The following is a 12,435-nucleotide window of genomic DNA, read 5'->3' on the forward strand; positions in this document are numbered from 1 at the left end:
TTCCTGGCTGCTGATGGCATACGGGCCGCAGGGGAGCGTGGTTGCTCTCAGTATACTGACCGATCTGGTGTACCGCGTCGGCCGTGGCGGGTTGTCGTCTCCGCAAAATCTCCGCATGATCTTGATGAGTGGTCAGGTGCCGGTTTGGGTTTCTTGTCGCCTTTCTCGACTTGGCCGGTGTCATCGCTGACCATATACCGCCGTGGAGCGACATAGGGCGACTGGGGTATCCAGTCAGCCTGGGTGGAGGCCGTGGTGTTCGGTTAGGAACCGTCGCGTGTTTGTTCGGCAGCTTTATGGGCTATGCCGATGCGGTTCTTCACCTGGAGCTTGGGAAGAATGTGCGATACGTGTGTGTCGATGGTGCGTGTCGAGAGAACAAGTTGCTCGGCAATCTGTCGGTTGGACATGCCTTCGGCAACTAGCAAGGCGACTTTCTGTTCGGCGGGGGTGAGGCTCTCCCAGCCGGTTTGTGCCTGCCGGTGTTTGCTTCGGGGCCCTCGTTTGATGCCGAGGCGGCGTAGGTGGGCTCGCAGGTGGTCGAGGTCCCAGTTGGCGGTGAGTCTGTCGTACAAATCGCCAGCTCTGGCCAAGGCTTTTCGTGCGGCGTCTTTCTCGTCACGCTCGGCGAACCCGATGGCGGCGGCCTCGAGTGCTCTGGCGCGCAGTAGCGGTCGTCCGGCGTCGCGGTATCGGTCGGCGGCGTGCTGGAGGAGGAGTGGGTCCTGTTCGAGCAGGCCTCGGCAGTAGGCGGCTGTGCCGAGCCTGTGGGGTACGGAGGATCTTCGGGCGAGCGTGGCCGCTTGAGCGGCAGTATCGGTAGCGACGTCAGCGGCCCCTATGTGCGCGGCAAGTCGTGCTGCCTCGGGCAGGAGATCCTCTAGTTCGCTGAGATCCTCCGCGTCGCTTCCGAGCCAGGTCCTGAGCACGGCGAGGGCCTGCTCGGGGTCGTTGTGGGTTTCCCGGTCAAGGCTGTGTGCGAGTGCTAGTGGGGCGACCACCCGGTTTCCGATCTGCTCGGCGCTCGCAGCGGCCAGTTGCAGGTTCTGCCGCGCGGTCGCAGTGTCACCTCGGTGGAACGCGATCAGCGCCGCGATGCCGCGGTCGCAGCAGGTCGCAGCTGGATCTTTGAAATCATCGGGAAGTGTCTCGACCTCGGCTTGCGCGTCGTCCCACCGGCCGACGTAGAACAGCAGCTGGCCGAGCGCGCTCTGGGCTTGCGCGAGCCGGACGAGGCTGCCCGTGCGGTCAGCAAGCTGCCGTACCCGGGTGGCCGTGGTGAGCGCTTCGTCGTACCGGTCGAGCTCGCCCAAGACGATGGCCTTGTTGATCTGCATCAGCAGCCCGAGGTCGTTGAGTTCGGGGTCGTCGCCGATCACGTCAAGGGCCCGGTCGAACAACGGGAGTGTTGCCGCCACCTCGCCGCGCATCGTGGCCACCATGATGAGAACGTGCAGCGACCAGCCCAGTGCCCAGGTGTCTCCCGCCTCTTCTGCGGCGGCGAGCGCCTTGACCGCGACGTCGCTGGCGGCCGTGGTCTCGCCGAGGTCGCGGTGGGCTCGTGCGGTCATGACGAGCAGCCGGGCGCGCTGCCGTGGGGACATCTCAGCGAGTTGATGGGCCTCGTCGAGTGCCTCGAGCGCCTCGTCGGCGCGGCCCAGGTGCGCGCGGCTCTGCGCGGCCGTCCAATGGAGGTCGACGAGCAGGTCTGGGTCGGTGACCACGGCCATCGCGCGGGTCGCGATGTGCACCGCCTCCTCGGCCTCACCCGCGCGGTAGAGCGCTTCAGCGAGGCGGCAGGCGAGGACGCCGCCGCTGGCGGTGCTTGCTGGGACTTGCTTGATCGCCTGGCGGAACAGGACGATCGCGGTACGAGGCGCCTGTGCAACCAGGACGGGAGCGGCGTTGACGGTCCAGGTCAGCAGGGACTCGTCGAACGGATAGGGGTTCGGCACACTGAAGGCCTGCAACAGTTGCCGTTCCACCCGCTGAATCGGCGCACCGGCCTCGGCGAGTGCTCGAGCGGCGTCGCGATGCCATGCCGGCCGCAGCGGTGCGGCGATGTCGTCGTACAGCACCTGCCGGATCAACGGGTGACGGAAGGAGAACTTGTCGCCCATGTCCTTGAGGACACCAGCGGCGCGTGCCTCGTTGATGACAGGCACGAGTTCGGGCACACGGCGGCCAAGCACGACCGCGAGGTCGTCCACTTGGAAGTCGACACCCAGCAGGGCGGCGGCTTGCAGAGTGTTGCGGGCGTTGTTGGACAGGAAGTCCAGGCGGTCGGAGATGGCGGCGATGAGTGACTGCGGAACTGGGCCGGCGATGATCACATCGACCGTGCCCGAATCAGTCACCTGGAGACGGTCTGAACGAGTCAGTGCATCTATGAGTTCCGTGACGTAGAGGGGGTTTCCGGCGGCCTCGTTCGCCAATTGAAGCAGCCCGGGCGTCGGGGCATGATCAGAAATTCTCGCGATGAGGTCGCGCACTGCATCATTGGGAAGACCTTCCAGTCGCACCATGTTGTGCGCTCGGACGGCGCGGCGCAGGGCTGTCAACTCGTCGCGTTGTGGGACAGGGCGCAACGTTCCAATGAGTAGTAGAGCTGTACGGTCCACCAGGCGCGCGAGCCAATCCCATACGCTGATCGTGGACGTATCGGCCCACTGGAGGTCATCGACCACCAGCACGGTTGGCGTCGTGCTGCACAACTCGTTGATCAGTGCCAGCATCTGCTCGGCCGCCGCCATGATCGGATCGGCCGCGTCAGTCAGTTCACCGCGTACGAGTTGCTGAATCGTCTCGAGCCGAGGCTCAGCCGCCTCTCGCGTCAAGAACGAGTACATCAGTGGTTGAAGGGGGAGGGGCTGCGCCAGCTCGTCACACTCAGCCCAGTAGACGGAGAACCCCTGCTCAACTGCGGCGGCAACGGCTGCGTGCGCTAGAGACGACTTGCCGATACCCGGCTCTCCCTCGACGAGCACAGCCCTACCAGAACCAGACGCAGCATCACGAAGCCAGACATCGAACTGAGCAAGCTCGGTGTCCCTGCCGACCAATCCGGGCGCGTTCCGCATGTCAACAGCATAAGGTTGACGACGCATTCCACCGCAACTATCGGAGTCGGTCAGATGACGAGCGCCTCCACAGCGCGGTGAGTCATTCGATCGCGCTGTCAAAGACGAGTTATTCAATGAGTCTATTCCTTGCATCTATATCGAGTAGGCAGAAGTGGCGGGTTGGCACGATGAAGAGGATGTTTGCTGAGAGCCGATGCACATGACAAGAATTACTCCAAAAAGGAAGGAGAAAATGATGCAGCGAACCAAAATGCCAGTGCGAATGATGATCATCTGTAACATTCCTCATGGAAGCAAGTGGGCCGGCTGTCGGTTTGATTGCGTATCGACCTACGTTCCGGCGTTCATGTCTCCATCATCGGAGTCGAGTCCATGCGTAGACATCCGCGAACCTACCGAGCTTGTGATCGTGAGGCGGCGTCGCGTGTGCACCCTTCTGCACGCTGCTGAGATCCATCCGGTGCTGAGCTTGGCTGCCGAAGTGGTGTTGACCAGGTGACAGTCACTCATAGTGTTAGGTTGGCGCCAGAGTGTGGGGGCGGACGAGTAACAGACCTCCTGCGCGGCTCGAACGGCAAGCTACCGAGCATCACAGCCGTGAGGGACGTGACCTCCGTGAACGAGTTAGAGCGGTCCTGACCGACAGCCGCGGAGGCTCCTGACTCACCCTCTTGCGGTTGAGCCGGGAAGATGGGGTGGTGTTCGACGTTTTCGTGAACTACCGAACAGTGGACTCGCGGTTCGGCGCCGCCTCGGCCCACCAGTTCCTCGTTGGCAGGTTTGGCAGCGAGCGGGTGTTTCTCGACCATGTGTCGATGTCGCCGGGAGAGCGGTATCCGGACGAGCTCCGTGCCGCGCTGGAGCAGGTTCGGGTGCTGTTGGTGCTGATCGGTCCGGAGTGGTTGGCGTGTGCGGAGGGCACGACGGTTCGGTTGATCGACTACGAGGACGATTGGGTGCGGTGGGAGGTCCGCCGGGCGCTCGAGCGGGATATTGAGATCATTCCGGTCTTATTCGACGGCACGACGATACCGACGGATCTGCCCGATGACGTCGCCGAGTTGTCGCTGCGGCAGGCCGCAACTGTGCGGCACACGAGCCTGAACGCGGACTTGGCGCGGCTGGCGGAGTGGATCGTGGACCGGGTGCCGGAGCTGGCATTGCCGGACCTGTTCGTCGAATCCCGTGCTCTACCGGAGGATCCGTTGCCGAGTGAGTTGCTGCGGCCGGAGTACCGGGTGGTCGACTACCTCCCGGTGGACGATCAGCGGGAGCGGTTGGCCGGATGGCTGGATGAGCCGAGCCCCCTGGATGTCCGGTTGCTGATCGGGCCGGGTGGGCGGGGCAAGTCCCGGCTGGCAGCCGAGCTTGTCGAGCATGCGCGCGACCGTGGGTTGCATGCGGGGTTTGTGCGGGAGGATGCCGAGCCCGAGGTGCTGGTGCGGGTGCGCACGGTCCGCGCTGGTCTGCTGCTCGTGGTGGATTACGCGGAGGCACGGCCCGGACAGGTGGCCGATTTGCTGTCCGAGCTGCTGGAACGGTCAGCTGAGCAGGGCGTGGCCAGGGTGTTGTTGCTGGCCCGGGCGGGTGGCGAATGGCAGCGGACGCTGGAACGTCACGAGGCCCCGCGTATCGCGGCACTGGCCGCGGACATCGTGGTCGAGAACGTCGCGCGGGTGGCGCCGGGCGGAGCGCGGCGCACGCAGTTCGCTCTTGCTGTCGCGGCGTTCCGTGACCGGCTGGGCGGCCGAGTCACCGATGTGGTGGCTCCGTTGGATCTCGACGACGATCGCTACGACCAGGTTCTCGACGTCCACGCTGCCGCGCTCGCGGCGGTGCTGGATGCGGTGGTGCGTATGGCGTCCGGTGAGGTGTTGCCGACGCGGGCCGACCCGGTGCGGCGAGTGCTTGACCACGAGGAGCGTTACTGGCTGCGGTCTGTGGCCGCTCACGGTGTGCCCGCGCGTGCGAAGCGGGTGCGGGAGCTGGTCGCCGCGGCCACGTTGGTGGGTGCGGACGAGTTGCTGGCGGCACGGCGGGTGCTTGCGGCGCTGCGGTCCCTCGACGGCGCGGGTCGGGGTGTGATCGCTGATCACCTTGACTGGCTGACCCACCTGTATCCGGGTGAGGCCGCGTTGAATCCGTTGCGGCCCGATCGGCTGGGCGAGGATCTGGTCGCGCTGGTGCTGGCCGACTATCCGGAGCTGACCACGGATCTGGCCCCGGTGGTCGATGACCGGCAGTTGTTCCGTGCGCTCACGGTCCTGTCCAGGGCGGCAGGCCGCCATCGCGCGGTCGTTCGACCGGTGATGGCCGAGCTGCTGGGCGTCGACACTGCGGACCGGATCGGTGTCGGCATGACTGTCGCGACCCAGGTCGAGGATCCGACGCTGGTCGACGTGCTGGGCGCGTTGCGCGGGGATCAGGACCTGTCGGCGGTGATCGTGGCGAACCTGCCCGACACCAGTCTGACCCTGGCCGTGTTCGCGGTGGTCCACACGACCGCGTTGCTGCGGGCCGAGACCCGGCGGGCAGACGTCGACGCCGGGTTCGTCGCGGAGCTGCGGCACAACCTGGCGTTGCGGTTGTCCGCGGTCGGCGAGCACGATCGCGCGCTCGTCATAGCCGGTGAGGCGGTCCGGGACTACCGTGCGCTGGCCGAAGGCCCTGATGACGTCGTCGAACTGGCCGGTGCGCTGACCACGTTGGCTGCCAGGCATGCCGAGCTGGGCCTGTACCTGGAGGGAGCGGAGTACGCCGCCGAGGCCGTCACGCTTCTCGACGACCTCAACGCCGGCTCGGTCGAGCCGGATGGCCTGGCCACAGCGCGGGCCGACGCGTTGATCACCGTCGCGGACCTCACCCACGAGCAGGGCGACCTTGACCGTGCGGTCGAGGCGATCGAGCGGGCTGTCACCATCACCAGGGAACTGTGGGAACACAGCCGTGATCACGGCGACCGTGCCCGGCTCGCGTCCGCTCTGGAGTCGCTGGGCACGATCCGTGACGCCCGCGGTGAAACCGAGGCATCACTGGCCGCGACCGCGCAGGCGGTGGGAATCTACCGGGACCTGGACGCCGACCAGCCCGACAGCTACCGCGGAGAACTCATCCGAGCGCTGGGCAACCTCGCGGGCGCCCACGCCGAGCTTGGGTTGTGGGAGCAGGGCGCGGAGCTGGGGGAGGAGGCCGTGGCGCTGGCACGCGCGCTGGTGTCCCGGCACGGCGACACCCACCTAGTCCGGCTCGCCGACACGATGAACAACACCGCCGCGCTGCTTCGCCGACTCGACCAGCACGACCGGGCCCTCACCTACCTCGACCAGGTCGTCCCGCTCTACCGCGGACTCGCCGACCGGGTACCCGGCAGCCATCTCGCCGCGCTCGCCGGCGCCCTTCACAACCTCGGTAACTGCCTGCACGAGATGGACAGGCACCACGACGCCATCGATGCCTACGAAGAGTCGATCGGCATCTACCGCAAGCTCTCCGGCCCGCAACGCGCCGACTACGACGAGTCACTCGCCGAGACACTGGTCGGACTCGCCCACGCCCACGTCGCCCTCGACGACGAACCGGCCGCGCTCGACCTGGTCGCCGAGGCGGTCGAGTTGCTCGACAACGCGTTGCGCGGTGACCGGAACCGAACACGCCGCAAACTGGCCCAGGCCCTGCACCTCGCCTCGGCCACCGCGTTCGACCTCGGCCGCTACGAACAGGCGCTGCGTGACGCCGAACGCGCAGCCGACTTGTTCCACCACGTTCTGGCGCACGACACCGATCAGCACCTCCACGAGAACTACGCCGCCGTGCTCCATGCGTGGGCCCGCGCTCTCGACGTGACCGAGGATTACGACCGCGCGGCCCGGGTCTTCGGCGACACGATCGCCGCGTATCGCGCTCTGCCCGGCGACGAGGCACGGGAGGACCTGGCGGGCGTGCTCGTCAACGCGGCTGTCTGCGCAAGCGCCCGCGACGACCACGATGCCGCTCTCGACTTCGCCGTTGAGTCCGTGACCATCCATCGTGAACTCGTCGACCAGGGGGTCGGTGACAGCGTCAAACTCGCCGAGGCACTGAACAACCTGGCAGACGTCCACTGCGACCGTCACGAGTGGCCACAAGCACAAGACATCGCCGACGAAGCCGTAACCATCGCCTCGGCACAACATGCCCTGAATCAACCCGAGGTGGACTCACTCGCCGTCTACGCCCTCATCACCCGCGCCCGCGCCGCCGGCCCCGGCAACACTGCCCAGGCTGCGATGTTTCTCCGCCATGCCAAACAGATCGCCGACGCTGACAACGAGCTCCAGACACTCGTCCGCACCTGGGCTCACCAACTGGGTGTCCCTCAACGCCACCTCCGATAACCAGTGTCGAGATCTGCGGGTCGCGCTGCCGGACTTCGGCGGGTGATCTTGGCTATCCGGTCGGGCCTAGCGAGATCAGGCCACCTCGATCGTGGAGACCGCCGTCGGTCCCGGGTGGGTGATCGTCGGGATGGTTGGGTTGTCGTAGTCGAAATCGACCTCGGCGTAGCTGGCCCGATAGGCCGGGGGGAGTTCGTTGTCGGCGATGATTACTTGAAGGCGTCCGGGCATGGTGCCTGCGAGGGTGGTGAGTCGGCGGTACATCGCGGGGCTGAGGGTGGTGTCTTCGTTGAGGGCCAGGCGAGGGCTGTCGATGAGCAGGAACATCGGGTAGGGCGCGTCGGGGGTTCGCATGGCCACCGCGATCAGCGTGCACCAGTAGGCGATCTGGGTGGCGGTGGTGAGCCCGCCGCCGAGCTGGCTGTTCCTGGAGAACACGTCGCCGTTGATGACGGGCAGGTATCGCGTGGGGTGGATGGACGCGGTCTGCACGCCAGGAATGCCAATGGCTCGAACGGTTTCGGCAAACTCGGCGCTGAGTTCCTCGATCACTGCACCGCGCCGGGTTTCCAAGGTCTGCTGGGCGAGTTCGATACGGGCTAGGAGGCGTTCGCGTTCGGCGGTGAGGTTCTCCACGTGTCGGGCGAGGTCGGCGACCGCGTCCCATTGTTGGAGGATGGCTTCCCAGCGTTGCTGGTCGCTCCTGGCTGAGGCCGCGGTCTGAGCCGCGTCGCTGAAGGCTTGCAGGCGAGGTGTGATCCGCTGGGCCGTGCGCTGTTCGATGCGGGCGTTGAGCAGCGCGACAAGCCGCTCCTTCTCTGCAGCGGTCGTCTCGACGAGCTCCTTTTGCTGTTCCAGGGCAGTAATCTGTTCGCCGATCTCGTTCAGCTGATCGTGGAGTTGGCGTGTTTCGTACTGGTCTGACGAGGCATCCGAGTTGACCGGGTCGGGCTGCAGACAGACCCGGCACGCGTCAGTCGGGATCGGGCGGCTGTTGAGCTTTTGGAGGCATCGCGGGCACACGCTGAACTCGATGTCAGCCAGCATCAGGTTGGCCTCGCGCATGCGGTCGAGGCGGTCCATATCTGATCGGATCCGTCGTTGTTCCTCGGCGTACCGGGCTTGGCGGCGGCTGATGTCCGCGGCCGTGGCCGTGAGATCGGAAGCACCACGTTCAGCGTCGGTGAGCAAGTCTCGGAGAGCCCGTGTCTCACGGTCCGACACCGGGTCGAGTTCGTCGCGCAGCAGGGTCAGCTGTTGCTCGGCCGCTGCCTCAGCTTCCACTGCTTCGCGCAGCGCGCTCTGTGCCTCGTCGCGTTGCCGGGTTCCACTGTTTTCGAGGAATTCCACGACGGTCTTGTGGCCGACGGTGGCTGCGGCGATCTTCTCCTGGATCTCGGTGACAGTGGTGCGTAGGTCAAGGATCTCGGGATCGGTGAGTCCGAACAGCAACTCGAACACGGTGCGGCGCTTGGGTTCGCGGTAGTTCTCCTGGCTGTAGGCGATGTCGTGGTTGATTTGCCGCTGAGAGATGTAGAGGTAGGTCAGGATGTCGCCGAAGCTGATTCGCGCGCCCGGTTTCTTGCTGCGGTCTGTGCTGGCCCGCAGGTCGTCGCGCAGCCCCAGTGCTTGCATCAACAGCGAGTTCACGGCGTGCTCGGCGTCGGAATTGGTGCTGTGGTCCGGCAGACGTTCCTGGGTGATCAGGTCGGTGACTCGGACCGTGGCGCGCTTGCGTCGGTCGAGGCTGCGGACGAGCTGCAGGCGCTCGTCCCCGATGCGTGCGTGCAATGTCACTGACTCGATGTGCTGCTGCGCCACCGGGGCTAGGGTGGCATCGAGACCGAATCCGAACTTGATCAGCTCGAGGAGAGTGGTCTTCCCGACTCCGGTGGGGCCAGCGAGCACGGTGAGGTCGGAGGGGAAGCGGTACTCGATGGGGCCCTCTGTGGTGTCGAGCCCGACCAGATCGACGCGGAATCGGGTGGTCACCGGATCTCCTGCCGGTGTGGGCGGTTCATGAGGTCGGCCAACCGGTCGTAGATGCGATGCTTCAGTTGGTTGCCGGTCATGCCCGAGGAGGCTTGCGCGATAGCAGTGCTGCGCTCGGCGATGTCGGACCACTTGGGGTTGTCGGCGAGCCGGGCGGCGGCAGTTCGTCCCGCTAGCGTGGTGGCGAGTGCCACGCTACCTTTGCGTCCCTTTGCATAGCGGATCAGTCCTCGGCCGACCAGTGCTCCGATCACCGCGTAGTAGCGGTCGTCCCAAGGGCCGTATTTGTACCGGATCATCGGTGCCTCTGTCTGCGTAGGGGACGCTTCCGCATCCGGCAGGTGCAGGCGGGGGTCCGTCGGGTCCAGACCGTCGAGGACCAGAGGACCGAGGGCTGGGTAGCGAATCAGGAAGTCCAGCTTGGCCAGCTTGGTCAGCCCGTCGAGCTTCTTGCCATGGCCATCCGTACTCGCGACTGCGGCGACCAGCAGGAGAATGCGTGCCTGGTGGTAGGCGAGATCTTCGCGTAGCAGGGCCAATTCGGGTCTGTCCAGACCGATCACGACGGTGTCATCCCCTCACCGCGCCTGCTGTTGATCACGGCGTCGATGTCGAAGGTAGGGCCGAACCAGACCTCGCACCGGTTCGACAGGTCGCAAAGACCTCCCAGTGCGATATCGCTGTCGACACCGGCCGGAAGACGGGAGGCGTCCTGCAGCTCGGTGATCATTCCCTCGAGGGCGCGCCACAGCCTCGTGCCGGAGACCTCTGAGTCGCCCATCGCGTGATCGCTGATGCGACGCAACGTGCCTTCGAGTTTCCGGCGCGCCGCCCGAGCCTCGGGATCTCCGCTTTCCCGATCTCGCCAGAAGTCCTCGTAATCCATCCGCAACGCCGAGGCCCGGCCGACAGCGTTCGCCGAACACCCCGCTTGCGCCATCTTGATCTCCAACCGTGAGATCGGGGGGACCGGTGGCACAAGCCGATAGGCCCCGGGCACCGACAACCCCGTCTCGATGGCCAACTGGATGTCTTTCATCGTGACCAGACGCCGGGCGATACGCTGCTCAACGTCCGGATCCGAACCTCCCGTACGGTCACGCCGCAACACCGCGGGAAGGTCGCCTCTGACCGTGTCTCCGTGGGAGTGCATGCGGGCGCGAAACAGGGCCAGCACCGCTTCCCACACCGGTGCGGCGTCCACCGCAGTGTGACCCATGCGGTCCAGGACGGGCTTGACGTACTTGTTGGGAGCGGCATCGCGCACGACTCCGCGGTTCGTGGCCACCACGTCGATCCGCAACGCCGAAAGAAACGCGATGACCTCTTCGTTCTGTACAGCTAACGGAGTCCCTGGAACGTCGTCCTTCCCCTGCCACCGCGCCTGTGTGCCTTTGTCGTGCTGCATAATTGATCTTCGCAGCCTTTCGAGATGCAGCTTCTCGTCGGCCGTGACGGATAGGTCCATGCCGGCCGCCCGAGCCTGTCGAAGGCGACGGCTCAATGATTCCAGCTGGCGGGCGGGTCCTGCCTTGATACCTCCTGTGGTCACCAGTCGGCAGAAGGGCTCCTGGCCGAGTGCGAACCACCGGTTGAACAGGTGCGCCACCCCGCCTTCGTCGGCCAGGGCCGTCACCGTCGAGAAGGCGCCCACTTCCGCGCTGCGGTGTTTGCCCGAGACCAACTCCATCGTGCTCCCGCGGAACCGGACCCAGTCCTCGTGCCACTCGCACAGCACCGCGTCATCGCACTCCGGAGTCAGCACTCCGTCGTCGTCGATCGCGTCGAAAAAGAGGGCCAGGCCGTCGGCTGCGGCCATCGCCGCCTGCCACTCGTACAGGTCGCCGGTGTCAGAACCAGCGTCGTCCAGCTGCGCCACTCGCGCGAGCATGTCGAGGTTGCGGCCCCGGGAGGACTTCGAAACTTTCTCGACCAGTTGCCCTGGAAGGCTGACGACTGTCAGCTCGGTGCCCGGCTGGCGTTCGGGCCGCGGTGTGAGATCCCCCGGTGACACAGAACCGACTCTAGATGATCGGGCGAATATCGAATAGTCGTCGTTGACGTGCGCAGACGAGGTGAGCCAGCGGCAGGACGTGGGTCTGCGCGAAGTGCTGCAGGGCCGAGGTCGGGTGCAGTCGTGTGGTTGCGGGCGTGGTACTCGGGCAACGACGGCGCAGTCGCACTCTTCGAGATGATCCAGGCGACGGCTGTCTCGACCGTCAAAGGGATGAGCCTGACCTGCGGAAACCTGGATCCACTCAAGACCCTGCGTGTACACATTTTGTCAACATGACGTCGGCAGAGCACGGCAAGCAACGGCAAGCGCTGAACACGTTTTCGCAGGTCAACAGGGGAGAAGCGTAGAGCTCCGCAGGTCACGATAGACCCGAATAAGGTCAAGGGGTCGCAGGTTCGAATCCTGTCAGCCCGACCGGTGAGTGGCCGTTTACGCAGGTAGACGGCCACTTTTCTTTGTCTCGGAGCTGATCCCGGTCAAGATCGGGCCAGGATTTTCCCAGAATGAGTTGGATACGCGACGGGAAATACTGGTGTCCGCCGCCTTGTGTTGACTGATGTTGGCGATGGAGAACCCGGTGTGACCTGGTGGTTTGCCGAGCCGCATGCTATTGATCATGACCGTGTGACTTGAGACGAAGAGTCTGGCGACGTTGGTTCAAGTCGGTGCTTCTGGATGGCGCTGCTGGGGCGAGAGTGGCTGCTGGGCCTCCTTGCTGTTGTGCCACGACCGGGCCGTCAAGCGCGATCGCGAGCGCTGCGGCCATCGCCACCGGAAGTACGCGCGATCGGCGCGGGCTCGTTTGTGGATAGTCCACTCTCATAGAACGAACGCGGTAGACCCTCACCGGGCCGCCGGCGCACTACATGGGAGGCGTTCCCAAACCGGACGAAGTCGTCCATGGGTGAACCGCCCCGGGTTCGGTAGAGACTCGTTACTGGGGTCAGGCGGCCAGACTGGTCAGGTCGCC

Annotated in this window: 5 protein-coding genes; 1 reads left to right on the plus strand and 4 read right to left on the minus strand. The window is 65.4% G+C overall.

The features are described 5' to 3' along the window. Positions 1-263 precede the first annotated feature (263 nt). A complete protein-coding gene (locus ACFPCV_RS37910; RefSeq protein ID WP_378062278.1) occupies positions 264-3,080 on the minus strand; it encodes a helix-turn-helix transcriptional regulator in 2,817 nt (938 codons plus the stop codon). A 698-nt stretch (positions 3,081-3,778) separates the two neighbouring features. Here ACFPCV_RS37910 and ACFPCV_RS37915 point away from each other — a divergent pair. Next, on the plus strand, positions 3,779-7,456 hold the full coding sequence (locus tag ACFPCV_RS37915; protein WP_378062280.1) for a tetratricopeptide repeat protein: 3,678 nt from the start codon (positions 3,779-3,781) through the stop codon (positions 7,454-7,456). Between the two features lie 75 nt (positions 7,457-7,531). On the opposite strand, the gene ACFPCV_RS37920 is transcribed toward ACFPCV_RS37915, so the two are convergent. From ACFPCV_RS37920 to ACFPCV_RS37930, 3 genes are read right to left on the minus strand one after another with little or no spacing between them, the layout of a single operon-like run. Then, the gene (locus ACFPCV_RS37920) at positions 7,532-9,448 is read right to left on the minus strand and encodes an AAA family ATPase (protein ID WP_378062281.1); all 1,917 of its coding nucleotides are present in this window, start codon (positions 9,446-9,448) and stop codon (positions 7,532-7,534) included. Beyond that, entirely contained in the window at positions 9,445-10,011 is a 567-nt protein-coding gene (locus ACFPCV_RS37925; RefSeq protein ID WP_378062283.1) for a hypothetical protein, read from the minus strand. Before ACFPCV_RS37925 ends, ACFPCV_RS37920 begins: the two co-directional genes overlap by 4 nt. Continuing rightward, positions 10,008-11,462 (minus strand): hypothetical protein, encoded by a 1,455-nt coding sequence (locus ACFPCV_RS37930; protein ID WP_378062284.1) that lies wholly within the window; start codon positions 11,460-11,462, stop codon positions 10,008-10,010. Before ACFPCV_RS37930 ends, ACFPCV_RS37925 begins: the two co-directional genes overlap by 4 nt. Positions 11,463-12,435: the final 973 nt, after the last annotated feature.

It is taken from the genome of Actinophytocola glycyrrhizae (assembly GCF_042653545.1).
GTDB lineage: Bacteria > Actinomycetota > Actinomycetes > Mycobacteriales > Pseudonocardiaceae > Actinophytocola > Actinophytocola glycyrrhizae.